18 protein-coding genes and 3 tRNA genes are annotated in these 17,631 nt (G+C 70.8%); 9 read left to right on the top strand and 12 right to left on the bottom strand.

What is annotated here, in order from left to right; genetic code table 11:
* Positions 1–75: 75 nt before the first annotated feature.
* Positions 76–666, top strand: coding sequence for an RNA polymerase sigma factor (locus NYZ95_RS01300; protein ID WP_262847934.1), 591 nt, complete (start codon positions 76–78; stop codon positions 664–666).
* Positions 663–1,664: a CU044_5270 family protein gene (locus NYZ95_RS01295; RefSeq protein ID WP_262847933.1), complete on the top strand. Its 1,002-nt coding sequence runs from the start codon at positions 663–665 to the stop codon at positions 1,662–1,664. Before NYZ95_RS01300 ends, NYZ95_RS01295 begins: the two co-directional genes overlap by 4 nt.
* Positions 1,665–1,682: 18 nt before the next feature.
* Here NYZ95_RS01295 and NYZ95_RS01290 read toward each other — a convergent pair whose 3' ends face one another.
* Positions 1,683–2,039, bottom strand: a complete 357-nt coding sequence (locus tag NYZ95_RS01290; protein ID WP_262847931.1) for a VOC family protein — start codon at positions 2,037–2,039, stop codon at positions 1,683–1,685.
* 89 nt (positions 2,040–2,128) lie between these two features.
* Here NYZ95_RS01290 and NYZ95_RS01285 point away from each other — a divergent pair, with 89 nt between their 5' ends.
* Entirely contained in the window at positions 2,129–2,668 is a 540-nt protein-coding gene (locus NYZ95_RS01285) for a putative immunity protein (protein ID WP_262847929.1), read from the top strand.
* On the opposite strand, the gene NYZ95_RS01280 is transcribed toward NYZ95_RS01285, so the two are convergent.
* Positions 2,660–4,945 (bottom strand): Orn/Lys/Arg family decarboxylase, encoded by a 2,286-nt coding sequence (locus tag NYZ95_RS01280; RefSeq protein WP_262847927.1) that lies wholly within the window; start codon positions 4,943–4,945, stop codon positions 2,660–2,662. The genes NYZ95_RS01285 and NYZ95_RS01280 overlap by 9 nt on opposite strands.
* 136 nt (positions 4,946–5,081) lie before the next feature.
* Here NYZ95_RS01280 and NYZ95_RS01275 point away from each other — a divergent pair, with 136 nt between their 5' ends.
* Entirely contained in the window at positions 5,082–5,870 is a 789-nt protein-coding gene (locus NYZ95_RS01275) for an exodeoxyribonuclease III (protein ID WP_262847925.1), read from the top strand.
* A gap of 33 nt (positions 5,871–5,903) precedes the next feature.
* On the opposite strand, the gene NYZ95_RS01270 is transcribed toward NYZ95_RS01275, so the two are convergent.
* From NYZ95_RS01270 to NYZ95_RS01260, 3 genes are all read right to left on the bottom strand, one after another.
* Positions 5,904–6,224, bottom strand: a complete 321-nt coding sequence (locus tag NYZ95_RS01270) for a DUF2812 domain-containing protein (RefSeq protein ID WP_262847923.1) — start codon at positions 6,222–6,224, stop codon at positions 5,904–5,906.
* A gap of 61 nt (positions 6,225–6,285) precedes the next feature.
* Complete coding sequence (locus NYZ95_RS01265) at positions 6,286–6,930, bottom strand: response regulator (RefSeq protein WP_262847921.1); 645 nt, start codon at positions 6,928–6,930, stop codon at positions 6,286–6,288.
* The gene (locus tag NYZ95_RS01260; RefSeq protein WP_262847919.1) at positions 6,882–8,219 is read right to left on the bottom strand and encodes a sensor histidine kinase; all 1,338 of its coding nucleotides are present in this window, start codon (positions 8,217–8,219) and stop codon (positions 6,882–6,884) included. The genes NYZ95_RS01265 and NYZ95_RS01260 overlap by 49 nt, the downstream gene beginning before the upstream one ends.
* Positions 8,220–8,357: 138 nt before the next feature.
* Here NYZ95_RS01260 and NYZ95_RS01255 point away from each other — a divergent pair, with 138 nt between their 5' ends.
* On the top strand, positions 8,358–10,550 hold the full coding sequence (locus NYZ95_RS01255; protein ID WP_262847917.1) for an MMPL family transporter: 2,193 nt from the start codon (positions 8,358–8,360) through the stop codon (positions 10,548–10,550).
* Between the two features lie 25 nt (positions 10,551–10,575).
* On the opposite strand, the gene NYZ95_RS01250 is transcribed toward NYZ95_RS01255, so the two are convergent.
* The 6 genes from NYZ95_RS01250 to NYZ95_RS01225 form a co-directional block, all read right to left on the bottom strand.
* Complete coding sequence (locus tag NYZ95_RS01250; protein ID WP_262847915.1) at positions 10,576–11,157, bottom strand: hypothetical protein; 582 nt, start codon at positions 11,155–11,157, stop codon at positions 10,576–10,578.
* Positions 11,158–11,177: 20 nt separating this feature from the next.
* Entirely contained in the window at positions 11,178–12,473 is a 1,296-nt protein-coding gene (locus NYZ95_RS01245; protein WP_262847913.1) for a class I SAM-dependent methyltransferase, read from the bottom strand.
* Positions 12,470–13,891, bottom strand: a complete 1,422-nt coding sequence (locus NYZ95_RS01240; protein WP_262847911.1) for an FAD-binding oxidoreductase — start codon at positions 13,889–13,891, stop codon at positions 12,470–12,472. Before NYZ95_RS01240 ends, NYZ95_RS01245 begins: the two co-directional genes overlap by 4 nt.
* 71 nt (positions 13,892–13,962) lie before the next feature.
* On the bottom strand, positions 13,963–14,388 hold the full coding sequence (gene aroQ / locus NYZ95_RS01235) for a type II 3-dehydroquinate dehydratase (protein WP_262848677.1): 426 nt from the start codon (positions 14,386–14,388) through the stop codon (positions 13,963–13,965).
* A complete protein-coding gene (locus NYZ95_RS01230) occupies positions 14,385–15,119 on the bottom strand; it encodes a pirin family protein (RefSeq protein ID WP_262847910.1) in 735 nt (244 codons plus the stop codon). The genes aroQ and NYZ95_RS01230 overlap by 4 nt, the downstream gene beginning before the upstream one ends.
* The gene (locus NYZ95_RS01225) at positions 15,116–15,463 is read right to left on the bottom strand and encodes a metallopeptidase family protein (protein ID WP_262848675.1); all 348 of its coding nucleotides are present in this window, start codon (positions 15,461–15,463) and stop codon (positions 15,116–15,118) included. The genes NYZ95_RS01230 and NYZ95_RS01225 overlap by 4 nt, the downstream gene beginning before the upstream one ends.
* Before the next feature lie 110 nt (positions 15,464–15,573).
* On the opposite strand from NYZ95_RS01225, the gene NYZ95_RS01220 reads away from it, so the two are divergent.
* Positions 15,574–15,649 (top strand) — tRNA-Glu (locus NYZ95_RS01220).
* Positions 15,650–15,764: 115 nt separating this feature from the next.
* Positions 15,765–15,841: transfer RNA gene (locus NYZ95_RS01215), tRNA-Asp, on the top strand.
* A gap of 47 nt (positions 15,842–15,888) precedes the next feature.
* Here NYZ95_RS01215 and NYZ95_RS01210 read toward each other — a convergent pair.
* A complete protein-coding gene (locus NYZ95_RS01210; RefSeq protein ID WP_262847908.1) occupies positions 15,889–16,725 on the bottom strand; it encodes an SDR family NAD(P)-dependent oxidoreductase in 837 nt (278 codons plus the stop codon).
* A 104-nt stretch (positions 16,726–16,829) separates the two neighbouring features.
* On the opposite strand from NYZ95_RS01210, the gene NYZ95_RS01205 reads away from it, so the two are divergent.
* Complete coding sequence (locus tag NYZ95_RS01205) at positions 16,830–17,438, top strand: malonic semialdehyde reductase (protein WP_262847906.1); 609 nt, start codon at positions 16,830–16,832, stop codon at positions 17,436–17,438.
* A gap of 99 nt (positions 17,439–17,537) precedes the next feature.
* Positions 17,538–17,611: transfer RNA gene (locus NYZ95_RS01200), tRNA-Phe, on the top strand.
* Positions 17,612–17,631 lie beyond the last annotated feature (20 nt).

Raw genomic sequence — 17,631 nt, 5'->3', positions numbered from 1 at the left:
TAGGGTTGCGAACGCTTCGCGCCGTACGCGCAAGGAGTGTTTGAGGACCCACGGTGGGGCCGGATCGGTGGGCACGTGGACATTTCTGACGCGGACCTGGTGGCGCACTCCCTTTCCGATCCACGGTCGTTCGAGGCGCTCGTCGGCCGCTACGGCGCCCGGATCCACGCGTACCTCGCCCGTCGAGTGCCCGGCGCTGCCGACGATCTGCTCGGCGAGGTCTGGCTCGCTGCCTTCGAGGGCCGCCACCGTTACGACCCCGGGCAGGGCGGGGTGATCGGCTGGCTCTTCGGGATCGCGCGGTACGTCATGCTGGCGCACCTGCGACGCGAGCGACGCGGTCACGATCTTGTGCACCGCTTCTCCGAGGACACACTCGACGAGTGGCACGCGGTCGACGCCCGCCTCGACGCGATGCGCGTGGCGGCGGGCCTCCGCGACGCCATCGCACAGCTCACGCCGGAGGAGCGCGGCGTGCTGCTGCTCGTCGTGTGGGAGCAGCTCACGCCGTCGGAGGCGGCGCAGGCACTCGGGATCGCTCCCGGCACTGCGCGCTCCCGCCTGCACCGGGCCCGCACCCACATCCGTACGGCGTGCGCCGCGCAGGTACCGGCGCCCGTGCCCGCGACCTCGGAACCGCTCAGCGACGAAGGAGCAAAGTCATGACGACCATCGACGACGCCGACCCCTGGACCGCGCTCGAGCGCGCGGGCCACGTCCTCCCGGCGAGCGACGACGTCCTCGTCGCCGCACGGGCCGCCGTACGGCGTGCGGCGGCGACTGAGGCCCTGCGCGCCGACGTCGCCCGGGTACGACGGCGTCGGCGGTGGCGGATCGGGCTCGTCGCGGCCACCGTCGCGGCGGCGCTGACGCTTGGCGCGACCACAGTCGAGGTCGGGGACCAGCGGATCGGCGTGTCACCGGCTGCCGCAGCGGTCCTCGAGCGTGCGGCGAAGGCCACGCTGGCCGAATCGGACCCGGTCGTACGCCCCGGTCAGTACCTGCGGATCACGCTGGTGCAGCAGACGTGGACAGACGGGCGGCGGAACGAGCGATGGAAGCAGCGGTGGACCCGCACGATCTGGGTCCCGTACGACCGCGATGCCGACTGGACGTTCCGCGAGCGTACGCGCACGCCGGACGCCCCCGCCGCGATTGCGGCGGTCTACCGGCAGGCGGACGGCACGCGGCGAGGACCGAGCTGGAGCAACGCGGGGAGCGGCGCGGGGACGTACCTCAGGACGTACGATCCCGACTGGTACGCGACGCTCCCCCGCGACCCCGACGCTCTGCTCGGACGGCTCCGCAAGGAGCTCGGCGGCGACGGCTCAGGGCTCACGTACAACGTCCGAGAGATCTACAGCGAGGCACTCCGAAGCGGCCTGGCTCCCGCAGCGTTCCGTGCCCGGCTGTTCGAGGCGCTTGCCACGGTGCCCGGCGTTCACGTGCAGGAGAACGTGCGCACGCTCGACGGGAAGATCGGCGTAGGGATCGGCTACAGCAGCCGTGCGTCGTCCTGGCGGATGGTGTTCGACAAGCAGACCGGTCGCTACATCGGCGAGTGGGCCCGGGAGGGCGATCTCGGAGGGCTCACGCCCGGCGAGCCCTCCTTCGTCACCTCCGTACGGACCGACGTCGTCGACTCCGCCCCCGCGCCGGACTGACGGGCGCGAGGCAACGGCTCAGGACTCGGCTTGTGCGACGTCGAAGTAGTTGCCCTCGGGATCGGCGAGCGTCACCCAACGGAAGCCGGACTCCATGGTGTGGTCCTCCACCTGGTCGGCGCCGGCCGCCTCGAGCCGCGCGACCTCGGCGTCCAGGTCGGCCGCGACGAGGTCGAGGTGCATCTTATTCTTGCCGGGCGTCGGACGCCCGACCTTCTGGAAGGCCAGCTGGACCGGCACGTCGGGAAGCGACACGATCACGAACCAACCGTCGTTCTCCTCGACGACCTTGCCGCCGACCTGCTCGGCCCACCACCTCCCCAGGGTCAGGGGATCGGTGCTGTCGACCGTGATCATCGCGACGGTGAGACTCATGCCAGCACGCTAGCGGGCCGCAAGGGCAGTTGGCTCGCCCAACTGCCGAAGGTTGCCGTTGCTGGACCAGCTCGGAGAGGATCGAGCGCGTGACGACGGTGACCGGTGACTTCACTCTGACCTTCGACGAGCTGCGCGTGGTCACGCGCTTCGTCGCCGACAGCGCCAACGAGATCCTTCCCGTGTTCGAGCGCGAGCACCCCGATGACCCTCGCCCGCGGGCGGCGCTCGATGCCGCCTGGGAGTTCGTCGGCGGTGCGCGCCGGACCCGCCTCCAGCGCGCCACCTCCATGGACGCGCACCGGGCGGCGAGCGAGGCAAGGACCGAGGTCGCCCGGCTTGCCGCGCAGGCCGCCGGTGACGCTGCCTCCGCCCCGTACCTGCACCCGATCAGGAAGGCGCACCAGGTCGGCCACGTCCTGCGTGCCGCGGCGAACGCCGCACGCATCGCCGAGATCGAGGCGGGCGACGACCACGCGGCCGCGGAGACGGTGATCGAGCAGGCCCGCGCACGCGCGGCGCCGTTGCTCGTCGACGTCCTGCGCCGCTATCCCGCAGTCCCTGTGGGCAGGAGCCGCGCCACGCAGCTCATGAGCGCCCTGGACGCTGCACTGCGCGCGTCACGCTGAGCGCACGCAGCGCGCCACGTAGGTCCCGTCCACGACCTCGATGCCGTGCGTCTCGTGCTCGAAGCCCGGGAAGCGCCGGTCGAACTCCTCCAGAGCCCGCAGGTAGGCGAGGAACGGCCCGTGGTCGGGTCCCGCCGACTCACCGGGCATCACGAGCGGGATCCCCGGCGGGTACGGCACGAGACCGATCGCGAGCGTGCGCCCCGCGAGCGCGTCGAGCGGCACCGCGTCGACCGTCCCGCGGACCACGTGCGCGTACGCCTGCGCGGGCGTCATCACGGGCTCGGGGTGGGCGCCGAAGGCCTCGCTCTGCAGCGCCAGCATCCTCGTACGACCGATGGTCGCGTGCTGCTCGTCGGCCAGGTCGCGCAGCCCCATGCCCGCGTAGCGGCGCGGGTCGCGGGCGAACGTCGCCGGCAGCACCTGCTCGAGCGGACGGTTCGCGTCGAGGTCGCGCTTGAACGACATCAACGTCGTCACCAGCGATCCCCACTTGCCGCGCGTCACTCCGATCGAGAACAGCAGCAGGATCGAGTACGACTGGGTCTTCTCGACGACGATCGACGCCTGCTGCTCGAGGTACTCCGAGAGGATCGGCGCAGGCACGCCGAAGTCGGCCAGCGTCCCGTCCTCGTTCACCCCAGGCGTCACGACGGTGACCTTGATGGGGTCGAGCATCGCGTACGCGTCGGGGAGGTCGAAGCCGTGCCACCTCTCGTCCTGGCGCAGCAGCCACGGGTCCGGCGACGCGCAGAGCCACTCTTCGTCTGCGTCCTCGAAGCGCACCTTGGAGCCGTCGGCCTGGACCACCGTCTCCGGCTGCCACGGCCTCAGCGCCCAGTCGTCGTCCGGTGTCTCGGCGGCGACGCGGGCGAGCGTACGGCGGAAGGCGACCGCCTCCTGGATCGAGATCCCGGTCAGCAGCGGTCCGCCGCGGCCGGCCATCATCGCGGCCGACACGTCGTTCGACGCGATGATCGCGTAGAGCGGCGAGGTCGAGGAGTGCATCATGTACGCCTCGTTGAACAGGTCGTGCTCGACCGGGTTCCTGCCGTTGCGCACGTGCAGGTACGAAGCCTGGGACAGTGCGGCGAGCAGCTTGTGGGTCGACTGGGTCGCGAAGGTCGTCGGTGCGTCGTCCGGACGCTCGCCGCGGTGCATCGCGAAGCGCTCGGCGTAGATCGGGTGGAAGGCCGCGTACCCGTACCAGGCCTCGTCGAAGTGCAGCCGGTCGATGTGCGCGCCGAGGGTCCGCTCGACCGTCGGCACGTGGTAGAGCAGCCCGTCGTACGTGGAGTTGGTGATCATCGCGATCACCGGGTCGGCGGAGGCGTCCTCGACCAACGGCGACGCGGCCAGCTTGGCGGCGACCGCTTCACGGGTCAGCTCCGACGGCGGCACCGGGCCGATGATCCCGAGGTGGTTGCGGGTCGTCGTGAGGTAGACCGGGCGTCCGTGCGTGAGCGTCGCCGCCTGCTCGATCGACTTGTGTGCGTTGCGGTCGAGGACCATGACGTCGCCCGCGACGACCGACGCCTGGTGAAGGACCCGGTTGGACGTGGAGGTGCCGTTGGTGACGAAGTACGTCATGTCGGCGCCGAAGATCGTCGCCGCGCGGCGCTCCGCCTCTCCGATGGGGCCGGAGTGGTCCAGCAGCGAGCCGAGCTCGTGGACGGACACCGAGAGGTCGGAGCGGAACGTCTGCTCGCCGAAGAACTCCCAGAACGCCCGGCCCGCCGGCGAGCGGAGGAACGCCGCCCCACCCTCGTGGCCGGGGGTGTGCCAGGAGTACTCGTGCTTGCGGGAGTACTCGACGAGCGCGCCGAACATCGGCGGCAGCACGTCCTGGCGGTAGCGCTCGGCCGCGTTGCGGATGCGGCCGGCGATCCACGACGGCGTGTCGTCGAGCAGGTAGATCAGCTGGTCCACCTCGCGCAGAACGGCGGTGTCGAGGGAGTCGGCGCCGCGTGTCCCGGTCATCACGAACACCGGCAGGTCGGAGTTGCGCGCCCGTACGCCGGCGAGGAAGGTGGCGAGCCGGTTCGGGTCGACGTGGGCCTCGTGGTCGTCGGAGTCGCCGCCGGCGTCCGCGATGACCGCGCACAGGGAGGCGTCCGAGGCGACCCGCAGGACGGCGTCGTCGGGGCTCGGCGCGAACTCCGTCCGTACGTCGATGCGCTCGAGCTCTTGGACGACACGGCGCAGCATCTCCTCGTGCGCGGTCGTCGTCCGGGGTCGCTCATCGACGATGAGGACCTTGATGGCCCGCGAGGTCATTGATCCTTCGCTTGGCTCCGACATGTACCGCAGATCCTCCTGCCGCTTTGACACCTCACGCCAGATCATACGCACGTGGGGGTGACGGTCCGGCCGACCGACCGTGACGTCGGAGGCGGCCGGTACGGTCGTACCCATGCGGATCGCCACCTGGAACGTCAACTCCATCCGTTCGCGCATCGACCGCGTCGCCGCGTGGCTCGAGCGCAGCGACGTGGACGTCCTGGCGATCCAGGAGACCAAGTGCCGCGACGACCAGTTCCCCGAGCTGCCGCTGATCGGCGCGGGGTACGAGGTCGCCCACCACGGCCTCTCCCAGTGGAACGGCGTGGCGATCATCTCCCGCGTCGGGCTCGAGGACGTCCAGATCGGGTTCGCCGACATGCCGACCTGGGGCGACCCCGCGGCCGCCGAGGCGCGGGCGATCTCCGCGGTCTGCGGCGGCGTCCGCATCTGGTCGCTGTACATCCCGAACGGGCGGACCCTCGACGACCCGCACTACACCTACAAGCTGCAGTGGCTCGACCAGCTGCGCACCGACGCCGTGGGCTGGCTCGAGGCCGACCCGCAGGCGCAGATCGCGCTGATGGGCGACTGGAACATCGCGCCCCGCGACGAGGACGTGTGGGACACGGCCAAGTTCGAGGGCAAGACCCACGTCTCCAAGCTGGAGCGCGAGGCGTTCGCGTCGTTCGAGGACGCCGGGTACGCCGACGTGGTCCGGCCCCACACGCCCGGCCCGGGGACGTACACGTACTGGGACTACACGCAGCTGCGCTTCCCGCGCCGCGAGGGCATGCGGATCGACTTCGCCCTCTGCTCACCCGCGCTCGCGGGGCGCGTCACCGGTGCGTCGATCGACCGCGAGGAGCGCAAGGGCAAGGGCGCCTCCGACCACGCCCCCGTGGTCGTCGACCTCGCCTGACCGCCCGCGAGACACGCCGCGCGCGCCCGCGAGTCACTCGTCGACGAAGAGGTCGGGCCGCGCACCGTCGTACGGGGCACGCCACACGTCCCTGCCGTTCAGCGTGCCGACGTCCTCCCAGCCGGCCGACGCGATCAGGGAGTCCTCCGGCGCGTTGGGGAAGCGGCGCGGGTCGATCACGTACCGATAGCTCCGCCCGCCCTCGTGCCACCGAAGAGTCATCCGGACCGCGCTGAGGAAGCCGAGCCGGTCGGCGACCCAGCCTTGTCGTGCCATCTCCTCAAGCCAGGCCTCGAGGTTGTCCGTGCCCCGTACCCGCAGCGGGACGAACCAGTACGTGCGCCGATCGGCCATGCGCCCATGCTTGCGCACGCCTGCGTGACTCGCGAGCGCACGCGCGGTGACTCGCGAGCGGTCAGCCTTGGAGGTAGGTGAGCACCGCGAGGACGCGGCGGTTGTCGTCCTCGGAGACCGGCAGGTCGAGCTTGGCGAAGATCGAGTTGGTGTGCTTCGAGATGGCCTTCTCGGTGACGAACAGCCGCGCCGCGATCGCCGCGTTCGACCGCCCTTCGGCCATCAGCCCGAGCACCTCGCGCTCGCGGCCGGTGAGCCGGTCGACCGGACGGTTGGCGGCCGCTTTCGACAGCAGGGTCGAGACCACCTCCGGGTCGAGGACCGTGCCACCCGCCGCCACCTGGCGTACGGCGTCCACGAACCGCTCCACGTCCGCCACCCGGTCCTTCAGGAGGTAGCCGACGGCGCCCTCGCCGGACGACAGGAGCTCGCGGGCGTACAGCTGCTCGACGTACTGCGAGAGCACGAGCACCGGCAGCCCCGGACGAGCCGCCCGCGCCTCGATCGCCGTACGGAGCCCTTCGTCGGTGAAGGTCGGCGGCATCCGTACGTCCACCACGGCGACGTCGACGTCGACCTCGCGCAGCGCCTTCGCCAGCGACGGGGCGTTGTCGACGGCGGCGACCACCGTGAACCCGTTCGCCTCGAGCAGGCGCGTCAGTCCGTCCCGGAGGAGGGCGAGGTCTTCGGCAATGACAACACGCACGGCAGCTCCATGGTGACGACGGTCGGCCCCCCGGTGGGGCTCTCGACCACCATGGTGCCGTCGAAGGCGGCCAGCCGGCGACTCACCCCGGCGAGTCCCGTGCCCTCAGCCGGGTCGGCACCACCGACGCCGTTGTCGGCGACCACGGCGCGCAAGCGCTCCCCGTCGTAGGAGAGGTCGACCGACGCCGCGCTCGCGTCGGCGTGCTTGACCACGTTCGCGAGCGCCTCCGCGACCGCGAAGTACATCGCCGACTCGACCGGCTCCGGAGCGCGGCCCGGCAGCACCGCCGAGAACGACGTCGGCACCGCGAGGTCGAGCGCCAGCGCCTGGGCTGCCCCGACGAGACCGCGGTCGGCGAGGACCGGAGGGTGGATGCCGCGGACGACCGAACGCAGGTCGCCGAGCGCGGACGTCGTGGTCGCCCGCGCCTCCTCGATGAGGCGCGCGGCGGCCTCGGGGTCGGTGCGCATGAGCTGCTCGGCCAGCCCGAGGCTCATCCCGAGCGACACCAACCGCGCCTGCGCACCGTCGTGCAGGTCGCGCTCGATGCGCCTCAGCTCGGCAGCCGAGTGGTCGATGGTCTCCGTGCGCGACGCCGACACCTCTTCGAGCCGCCTCTCCAGCTCGCTGCGGGTCGGCGACAGCAGCGCCAGGTCCATCCGCGCGCGCAGCCGGCTCACCGGCGGAGTGAGCACCCACCAGGCGAGGGCGACGCCCCCGGACATCACCCACGCGGCGAACGACGAGGTCTGGTCGTCGATCCGGAAGAGCCCGAGCTCCATGTCGAACACGCCGCGCGGCGTGACCCAGTAGATGAACGGGAAGATGACGAACCAGACCACCCCGAGCAGCAGCACGACGGGGATCAGGGAGAGGATCCACCCGATCGTGGTCGAGGCGTACGCCCAGCCGAGGTCACGCCAGCGCGCCGGGTCCTTCGCCCAGTCGCGAACGACCACCTTCACTCCGCGCGACTCGCGCTCACGGTACGGGCTGAGGACCGTGGTGCGGAGGACCTGAGAGGCGAAGTAGCGGTGCACGTTCGCCAGCTGCCGCAAGAAGGGCACGAACGCGGCGAGGACGGCGAGGCCGATCCCGAGCGCACCCAGCGGGATCGCGATCGTGATGGCGAGGCCCGCCACCATCGTGGGCAGTCCGAGAACGAGGTACACGAGGGCGAGCCCGGTCAGCCCGAGGCGCGACGTCTGCCGCCGTGGGGCGTAGGGCTCGGGTCTGGCCGTGGGCGTGCTCATCGCGGCTCCTGCAGCATCCGTCATCGTGCTCATGCTCCCACTGTGCGTGTGCTCCACGCCCCGGACAGTGGGGCTAGCACCACCTCGGTTCGGGAGTTCGCACCCGTGATCGTGCGAGCGAGGAACGGAATCGTCGACGGGGACGGACACCGACCGAACCGAGAGGCAGTCATGACTACCACCGCACCACCTCCGCACAGGCCCGGCACCCGCTCTGCGCGCCGCTCGCCGGTCGTGCGGGTCGCCCGCTGGAGCGCCACCCACCCGTGGCGCGCGCTGGGACTCTGGCTCGCCCTGGTCGCCGGCGCGATGACGCTGATGGCTCTCGTGCCGACGCAGAGCATGTCTGACGACGACTACGGCGTCGGCGAGTCAGGACGCGCGGCGGAGATGATCCGCGACGCCGACCTCGAGCAGGCGCCCAACGAGGTCGTGCTCGTCACCGCCGAGAGCGGCACGCTGGACCGTGCAGCCGCCGAGGGGGCGTACGCGTCGATGCGCGCCGCCGCTTCCTCGATCGCGCACGTCGACGCGGTCGGGCCGCCGGTGTGGTCCGAGGACGGCTCCGCGATGCTGATCCCGCTGGTGCTGGAGAAGGGAGTCGACGACCTCGACGCCACCGTGGAGGCGCTCCAGGACACCACCGCCGACCTCGCGGACTCCCACCCCGAGCTGGAGATCGCCCAGACCGGCGGCGAGTCCATCGGGACGCAGGTCGACGAACGCGTCGGCGAGGACCTCGGCTCCGGGGAGTCACGCAGCCTCCCGATCACGTTCCTCATCATGATCGTGGCCTTCGGTGCGCTCATCGCTGCGGTGATCCCGGTCGCGCTGGCGTTCTCGTGCGTGCTCACCGCCATGGGCCTGTACGCGGTGGTGTCCGCGCTCGTCCCCGACTCGGGGTCGGTCGCGAGCGTCATCCTGATGATCGGCATGGCCGTCGGCGTCGACTACTCGCTCTTCTACCTCAAGCGCGAGCGCGAAGAGCGCCGCAAGGGCGCGAGCACGGTCGACGCGATCGAGATCGCGGCGGCCACCTCGGGCCGAGCCGTCGTCGTCGCCGGTCTCGCCGTGATCGTCGCGATGTCCGGTCTGCTCCTCACCCGCGACACGATCTTCGCCGGCCTGGCCATCGGCGCCATGCTGGTCGTGGCCGTCGCCATGGTCGGCTCGGTGACCGTTCTGCCCGCGCTGCTCGGCAAGCTCGGCCGGTGGGTGGACCGCCCTCGGGTGCCGGGCCTGTGGCGGCTCAACGCGCGTATCGGCCGGGGTGGCATCAGCAAGCGCCTCATCGGCCCGGTGCTCGCTCGCCCGAAGGCTGCACTCGCGCTCTCCCTGGGCACGCTCGTCGCGCTCTCGGCACCTGCGCTCGGCATGACCTTGCACGCGGGGACGATCGACACGCTCCCGCAGGACATCCCCGCGGTGGCGACCTTCCAGACCGTCCAAGAGCACTTCCCTGCAGAGCGCCCCTCCCTCGAGATCGTCGCGCGGGCCGACTCCGACGGCGGCGCCACATCGGCCGGGCTCGCGCTCGAGTCCCTCGCGGCACGTGCCCAGAGCGACGGGCTCGCGTCGGACGCCAGCGAGGTGGCGGTCTCCGAGGACGGGCGTACGGCGCTGCTGCGGCTGACGGCGACAGGCGCCGAGGGCGACGACGCGAACGAGGACGCGGTCGCCGAGCTGCGCGACACCGCGGTCCCCGACGCGCTCGGTGACATCGACGGCCTCACCTGGGCCGTCGGCGGTGACGTCGCCGAGGCGATGGACGCCCAGGACGCCCAGCGCGACGCGCTCCCCCTGGTGGTCGGGTTCGTGCTGGCCTTGACGATGCTGATGATGTGGGTGGTCTTCCGCAACGGCGCCGTCGCCCTGCTCACGACCGGTCTCAACCTGCTCTCGGTCGGCGCCGCGTTCGGTGTGATGACGCTGGTCTTCCAGCACACGTGGGCGGAGGGGATGCTCGACTTCACCTCGCCGGGGTTCCTGGTGGACTGGGTGCCGCTGTTCTGCTTCGTGGTCCTCGTCGGGTTGTCGATGGACTACCACGTGTTCGTGATGAGCCGGGTCCGCGAGGGGATGCGACGCGGTCTCTCGACCCGGCTCGCGGTCGAGTACGGGGTGCGCGAGACGGCGAGCGTCGTCACCAGCGCCGCCGCGGTGATGGTGTCGGTGTTCGCGGTGTTCGCGACGCTGTCGATGCTCGAGATGAAGCAGATGGGCGTCGGGCTGTCGATCGCGATCCTCGTCGACGCCACGATCGTGCGCCTGGTCCTGCTGCCCGCGGCGCTGGTGCTGCTCGACAAGCGCCTGGGCTCGCTGCGCCGCACGGCGCCGGCGGAGGAGCTCGTGCCCGCCGCCTGACAGGGTCGTACGGCGGCGCCGGACGTCAGGTGCGGACGGCGCCGCCGGTCAAGGCCTGGACGTCGCGGACGACGAGGTCGACCGGGGTGTCCAGCAGGTCCTGAGGGAGGTAGACGAGGCGGAACCACGACCCGGCGGGGCGACGACGCGTACGGATCCGCAAGACCATGACACCGCGCATCGGGCCACGCTGACCGACGTTCGTCAGGTCGCCCCACGTCAGCGAGACCGGCCGGGCCGGCCCCAGGTCGGACCAGGCGACGTCGAGGCCGGAGCGCCGGACCACCACGGCGACGTCGGGGCCGTCGCGCCGCGGAAGTCCGGCCCGGATGCGTCGCGCAGCGGCGTACGAGTAGAGAGGGACGGGCGCGGTGAGCAGCAGCATCAGCAGCGCGAACGGCACGGCGATCAGACCCACGGCTGGGACAAGCGCGAGTATCGCGAGGTTCATGACCGCGATCACGCCCAGTCCCACCGCGCTGATGCGGCACGACCGGTTGCACCTCCGTTCGTACACGGCGAGCCGCTCATGACGAAAGCGCACGACGCCGAGGACGTCGTGCGCTGTCGCGTGGTCGATACCGATGCTGTCCGGGGAGTCCGTCACGCCCGGAGCGTACCGTCAGGTCAGCTCCCCCAGGTCGGCCTCAGCGGGAAGTCGAGGGAGCCGTCAGGGGCGGTCTTCGTCGCGAGCACGTGGTGAAGCTGGATGCTGTTGCGCTCGAAGCCGAGCCGCGAGCCCGCCATGTAGAGGCCCCACACCCGGGCGGTGCCGATGCCGACCTCGGCGACGGCCTCGTCCCAGTTGTCGACCAGATTGCGGTTCCAGTCGCGCAGCGTCATCGCGTAGTGCAGCCGGAGGTTCTCCTCGTGCTGCACCTCCAGGCCCGCGTCCTGCACCTCGGTGATGATCCGGCCCGAGCCGGTGAGCTCGCCGTCGGGGAAGACGTACCGGTCGATGAACTGACCGGCACTCGCCCGTGACCGGTTGTCCGGGCGGGTGATGCAGTGGTTGAGCATCCGGCCGCCGACCTTGAGGTGGTCACGGATGAAGCCGAAGTACGACGCGTAGTTCTGGACGCCGATGTGCTCGGTGAGACCGATCGAGCTGATCGCGTCGAACCCGCCCTCGGTCACGTCGCGGTAGTCGCAGAACCGCACCTCGGCGACGTCGGACAGGCCGTCGCGCGCGATCGCCTCCTGCGCCCACAGCGCCTGCTGCTCCGACAGCGTCGCCCCGATCACCGTGACGCCGTAGTGCTTGGCGGCGTGCCGGACCATGCCACCCCACCCGCACCCGATGTCGAGCAGCCGCTGGCCGGGCTGGAGGTCGAGCTTGCGGCAGACCAGGTCGTACTTCTCGTACTGCGCCTCCTCCAGGCTCGCGTCGGCCTTGGGGAACACCGCGCACGTGTACGTCATCGACGGGCCGAGGACGAGCTCGTAGAAGCGGTTGGAGACGTCGTAGTGGTGGTGGATGGCCTCGGCGTCGCGGGCCTTGGAGTGACGCAGGTGCTCCAGCGCCCGACGCCAGCGCGGCAGGGACTCCTGCGGCGGGGGCGGCGGAGGCAGCAGGTGAGAGACGCCGAGTGCGCGGACCACCTTCACCGTCTCGGCGACGCTCGGCGCACGCAGCCGAGTCTTGTCCATGAGCAGGACCAGCGCGTCGTACGGGTCGCCGGGGTGCACACCCTCGATGACGAGGTCACCGGCGACGTACGCCCGAGCGAAGCCGAGGTCACCGGGCGCGCTCATGATGTAGGAGAGCCCACGCTCGCTCTCCAGCCGCAGACGGATGGGGGCGTCGGGCGGGCCGAAGGAGCTGCCGTCGTACGACGCGAAGTGGAAGTCGGGGTCCTCGCCTTGGAAGAGGACCTCGAGCGCCTCACCGATCGTCATGGTGGGCCGTGTGGTCACAGTCATCGACGCTTCACCGCTTTCTCGTAGAGTCCGGTCAGCCGGTCCTTGGGGTCGTAGGCGGCCTTCACCTCGGTGAGGTGAGGCAGGTTGTAGAGGTCGGCGAAGGTCTCGGCGTCGTAGAACGCCTCGGAGTAGAGCGACTTGTGGCCACCCAGCTCGTGGACCTTCTCCTCGACCTGTCGGTTGACCAGGCCGGCCGGCGCGTCCCCCGGGACCGCGACCGTGCCCCAGAACCCGACGTTGACGTACGTCGTGCCCGGCTCGAGCGGGTAGAGCGGCCAGCGGGTCGCGCTCCCCGGGCCGTCGGGCTCGCGCAGCCGCAGCGGGCACAGCCACACCGGACGCATCCCGACCGCCTCGTCGAACCACCGGAGGAACTCCGGCAGACGGTCGACCGCGACCTCGATGTCCTGGATGACACGCTCGCGCTTCTCGATGCCGTTGCGCTTGAGGACGTCCAGCTTGTGGGCGAGCCCGTACTTCGTGTCGAGGCCGACGATGCGCTGGAAGACGTCACTCCGCCGATGCTTCCGTGGCCACACCCGTCGGATCAACGGATTTTGCGCGCCGAAGGCGCCGCTGCACCAGAACCAGTCGGTGTCCCAGCGCCAGAGGTACGACTCCATGGTCAGCGCGTCTGTCGTCCGCTCGGCGATCGAGCGGTAGTAGATCTGCTGGCCGGTGTAGTCGCTGACGCGTTGCGGCTCGTCGGTGAACTCGGCCAACGTCAGGAAGATCTCGCCGGGAGAGAACGCCGTGCCGTCGATCGCGTCGACGCGGACGCCGTCGTGGGAACGTGCATCGACGATCCGCGCGATCGCGGCGGCCGCGGAGTCGGGGTCGTCGAAGCGCAGGTGGCGCAGACGCACGAACGGCGGCACCTTCTCGAGGAGGATGCGGATGCGCGTGGTGTAGCCGAGGGTCCCGTACGAGTTGGCGAACGCGAAGAAGAGGTCGCTGCGTTCCTCGCGGCTGCAGGTGACCACCTCGCCCGCGCCGGTGAAGACGTCCATCTCCACGACCGACTCGTGCGGGAGGCCGTTGCGGAACGACGTGGCCTCGATGCCGAGCCCGGTCACCGCCCCGCCGAGCGTGATCGTGCGCAGCTGCGGCACCACGTACGGGATGAAGCCGCGCGCCAGCGTGACCGCCACCAGGTCCTCGTACGTGCACATGCCCTGGACGTCGGCGGTCGCCTGGCCGGTGGCGGGGTCGACGTCGACATTGACGACGCCGGTGAGTCCGGAGACGTCCAGGCCGGGGGCGTCGGTGGCGGCGCGTGGCCGGAAGAGGTTGGTGGTGCGCTTGGCCAGCCGCACAGGCGCCCCGTCAGGGATGGCCTCGTACGAGGCTCTGAGTCTGCGTACGGCGTCGTCGTGCGCTGCGTGTCCGACGAGATCCGGTCCGAGGAGGTCGCTCACGAGCCTCAGGTTATGCACGCACGCAGACAGCCGCTAGACAAGTGGGGCTTTTGTCCCGCGGCGCGCCCCGCTCAGGCGAGGAAGCGCAGGGCCGCGACGTACCCCTCGAAGCCGAGGCCGACGATCACGCCGGTGGCGACCGCCGACAGGTACGAGTGGTGACGGAACTCCTCGCGCGCGTGCACGTTCGTGATGTGCACCTCGATCATCGGCGCGGTCAGACCCGCCGCCGCGTCGCGGATCGCGACCGACGTGTGGGTCCACGCACCTGCGTTGATCACGACCGGCTGCTGCGCGTCAGCGGCGTCGTGCAGCCAGCCGATCATCTCGGCCTCGCTGTTGGTCTGCCGCACGTCCACGGTGAGGTTCACCTCGGCGGCCGCGGCGTGGCACAGCGCGACGAGGTCGTCGTACGTCCGGTCGCCGTAGACGGTGGGTTCGCGCACGCCGAGGCGGTTGAGGTTGGGACCGTTGAGGACGAGGACGGTGGCCATCAGTCGTGCTCCTTTGGGGCGAAGTGCCACGCCAGTATCTCGGACGACGTGGTCGCCCTCACCGCAAGCGGGCCGCGACCGCTCGCACGGACGACGTCGCCGGTGTCCAGGGCGACCCCGGCGCCCTCGACCGCACCGCGCGTGACCTGGAGGTGGACCAGCCCGTCCTCCGGCAGCTCGACCACGTCCCCGGGGTCGAGGAGCGCCGCGTACAGCGTGACGCCCTCCCGCAGCTGCAGGACCTCGAGCGGGTAGCCGCGCGCACCCTGCAGGTCCCACTGCCGGTACGAGGGTGGCCCGGGATCCGGCGCAGCGAGCTCCGCCTCCGAGGGCGCGACCATCATCTGCAGGAACCGCAGCGGCTCGTGCTCCGACGCGTTGCGCTCGGTGTGCTCGACGCCGGCGCGGGCGCTGACGTGCTGCACCTCCCCCGGGCGAACGACCCCACGCGTCCCGGTGGAGTCCTCGTGCGCGAGCACCCCGTCGAGGACCCACGTGATGATCTCAACGTCGCTGTGCCGGTGGCTGTCGTACCCGGCACCCGGGTCGAGGCACTCCTCGTTGACCGCACGCAGCGGGCCGAACGCGACGTTGTCGGGGTCGTAGTGGTCTCCGTACGAGAACGAGTGCCGCGTCGTGATCCCGTCGCGACGCGTCTGTGCGCGCTCGTCCGCACGGATCACCCGGAGCGGGCGGCGAGGAGCCGGCTCGCCGCGCCTGCGGAAGATCCTCACGCGTATCCCAGCTCGTGGAGGCGGTCGTCGTCGATGCCGAAGTAGTGCGCGATCTCGTGCGCGACCGTGATCCCGACCTCCTCGACCACGTCGTCCTCCGTGTCGCAGATCGCCAGGGTCGGGTTGCGGTAGATCGTGATCCGGTCCGGCAGCACACCCCCGTACGCGGAGGTCCGCTCGGTGACCGGGATGCCGTCGTACAGACCGAGGAGGGTGGGGTCGTCGTCGGGGGCGTCGTCCTCGATGAGCAGCACGACGTTCTCGAGGAGCCCGGTGAGGTCTTCGGGCAGGGCGTCGAAGGCTTGCTCGACGAGCTCGGCGAAGCGGTCCGGCGGCATCTCCATCACGTGCCCAGTGTGCCGGAACACCCTCGGAGCCCCTCCCCGGCTTTGGCCCCGCACGCCCCGTGCCCGTACGATGCAACCGTCCGCACCGTGGTGCACGGTTGCGGGGCGCCCCCTTCGTCTAGCGGCCTAGGACGCCGCCCTTTCAAGGCGGTAGCGCGGGTTCGAATCCCGTAGGGGGTACCACCTCGACGGCTCGTGAGGGCGCTCCCCGAAAAGGGGGACCCCCGGTTTGGGAGTCGCTTGAGGGGTCCGCTAAAGTGGTGCTCGCACCGCTGAGCGGCGCAAAAACTGAAGATCTGGCCCTGTGGCGCAGTTGGTTAGCGCGCCGCCCTGTCACGGCGGAGGTCGCGAGTTCGAGTCTCGTCAGGGTCGCCAGCACGAGGCCCGGATCCCTAGCGGATCCGGGCCTCGTTCGTTTGTCGTCAGTCCGTTGTCGTCAGCGTGCGGATCGCCAGCGGCATGCGCCGGCTGCGGCGCAGGTTGCCCTTCGCCACCGACCGCAGCCCTCGGCCGAGGATCGTCGGCGTCGTCAGGTCGACGTGGTCGTCACGGTCGTCCACCAGCAGCCGTACGATCGGCGCCGCCGCCTGCTCGGGTGCACGCCCCCACAGGCCCACGACCCACGGCAGCGCGGCCACCCGCCGCTCCATGCCCGGCGTGACCGTCACCTCGCTCAGCATCTCGGTCTTCACCAGGCCCGGGTCGTACCCGTGGACCCGCACCCCGGTGTCCTTGAGCTCGGCGCGGACCGTCCGCGTGTACTGCCGGTTCCACGCCTTCGACGTGGCGTACGCGTTCTGCCACGGCACCGGCTTCGTCGCACCCTTGCCCCACACGTTGACCACGTGGCCACCACCCTGCGCGAGCATCGCGGTCACGGCCGTGCGGGTGCCGTGGTGGACCGCACGGATGTTGACGTCGACGACCCGGTCGAAGACGTCCGTCGGAGTCAGGTAGGTCGGTCCGTAGATGCCGGGGACTCCGGCGTTGTTGACCCAGACGTCGAGTCGGCCCCACTCGAGAGCACGGTCGCGGACGCTCTCGACCGCAGCGAGGTCGGTCACGTCGGCCTCGACGCCGACGGCCTCCACCCCCTCCCCCTCGAGACGACGGACGGCGTCGGCGACGCCGCTGTCGGGCAAGGACGCCACGACGACGCGGGCACCGGCCCGGCCGAGCGCGCCGGCGAAGGCGAACCCGAGACCGGTCGAACCGCCGGTCACGACCGCCACCTGACCCGCGAGCGGGCTCTCCGTCATCTCGTCTCCTCTGAACGCTCCCACCGGCGATGGTCAGCATAGGGTGGCACGCGCCACAACTAGTTTGAGGATGAAACGGAAATTGATTGCCGTTTCAACCGTCTATGACCGCAACACTTCCCGAGCTGACGCTGCCCGCTGCCGCGCAGGACCTCCTGTTCCGCGAGGCTCGGACGGCGAACGCCTTCACAAACGAGCCCGTGACCGCCGACGAGATCCGCGCGGTCTACGACCTGGTCAAGTACGGCCCCACGGCCATGAACAGCCAGCCGCTGCGCATCACCCTGGTGGCCAGCGACGAAGGCCGCCGGCGTCTGCTCCCCCACATGAGCGAGGGCAACCGCGCCAAGACCGGCGCCGCGCCGCTCGTCGCGATCCTCGCGAGCGACGTCGACTTCCACGAGAACCTTCCCGAGGTCTTCCCGCACGCCCCCGGCATCCGTGACCTGCTGCACGGGGACCCGGACGGCCGCGCGTCGATGGCGACGCTCAACGCCGGGCTCCAGATCGGCTACTTCATCGTCGGCGTCCGTGCGGCCGGCCTCTTCGCCGGGCCCATGACCGGCTTCGACGCCGCCGGTATCGACAAGGAGTTCTTCGACGGTACGGCTCTCAAGACCCTCGTCGTCGTCAACATCGGTCACCCTGCCGAAGGCGCGTACCGGCACCGCCTGCCCCGCCTCGACGAGTCCCGCGTCATCACGGTCGCCTGAACCCCACCGGGTTTCTCCCGCCCCGGGCGTGCCTTGTATAGTGAGGCACGCCCGGGAGATCCCGGGCTGCTTCTTGAGGCGCGAGCCTCAGCGAGGCACGGCCAGGTAGCTCAGTTGGTACGAGCGTCCGCCTGAAAAGCGGAAGGTCGCCGGTTCGACCCCGGCCCTGGCCACCCACCGAAGGCCCGCAGGC

This window comes from Mumia quercus (assembly GCF_025506335.1).
Taxonomy (GTDB): domain Bacteria; phylum Actinomycetota; class Actinomycetes; order Propionibacteriales; family Nocardioidaceae; genus Mumia; species Mumia quercus.
This window is presented reverse-complemented; position numbering and strand designations above follow the sequence as displayed.

What these genes read in the sequence shown, in the direction of transcription:
- NYZ95_RS01295 (WP_262847933.1), top strand. Translation starts at nt 663, where the DNA reads ATGACGACCATCGACGACGCCGACCCCTGGACCGCGCTCGAGCGCGCG.
- NYZ95_RS01290 (WP_262847931.1), bottom strand. Translation starts at nt 2,039, where the DNA reads ATGAGTCTCACCGTCGCGATGATCACGGTCGACAGCACCGATCCCCTG.
- NYZ95_RS01280 (WP_262847927.1), bottom strand. Translation starts at nt 4,945, where the DNA reads ATGACCTCGCGGGCCATCAAGGTCCTCATCGTCGATGAGCGACCCCGG.
- NYZ95_RS01275 (WP_262847925.1), top strand. Translation starts at nt 5,082, where the DNA reads ATGCGGATCGCCACCTGGAACGTCAACTCCATCCGTTCGCGCATCGAC.
- NYZ95_RS01270 (WP_262847923.1), bottom strand. Translation starts at nt 6,224, where the DNA reads ATGGCCGATCGGCGCACGTACTGGTTCGTCCCGCTGCGGGTACGGGGC.
- NYZ95_RS01260 (WP_262847919.1), bottom strand. Translation starts at nt 8,219, where the DNA reads ATGAGCACGATGACGGATGCTGCAGGAGCCGCGATGAGCACGCCCACG.
- NYZ95_RS01255 (WP_262847917.1), top strand. Translation starts at nt 8,358, where the DNA reads ATGACTACCACCGCACCACCTCCGCACAGGCCCGGCACCCGCTCTGCG.
- NYZ95_RS01245 (WP_262847913.1), bottom strand. Translation starts at nt 12,473, where the DNA reads ATGACTGTGACCACACGGCCCACCATGACGATCGGTGAGGCGCTCGAG.
- NYZ95_RS01225 (WP_262848675.1), bottom strand. Translation starts at nt 15,463, where the DNA reads ATGGAGATGCCGCCGGACCGCTTCGCCGAGCTCGTCGAGCAAGCCTTC.
- NYZ95_RS01210 (WP_262847908.1), bottom strand. Translation starts at nt 16,725, where the DNA reads ATGACGGAGAGCCCGCTCGCGGGTCAGGTGGCGGTCGTGACCGGCGGT.
- NYZ95_RS01205 (WP_262847906.1), top strand. Translation starts at nt 16,830, where the DNA reads ATGACCGCAACACTTCCCGAGCTGACGCTGCCCGCTGCCGCGCAGGAC.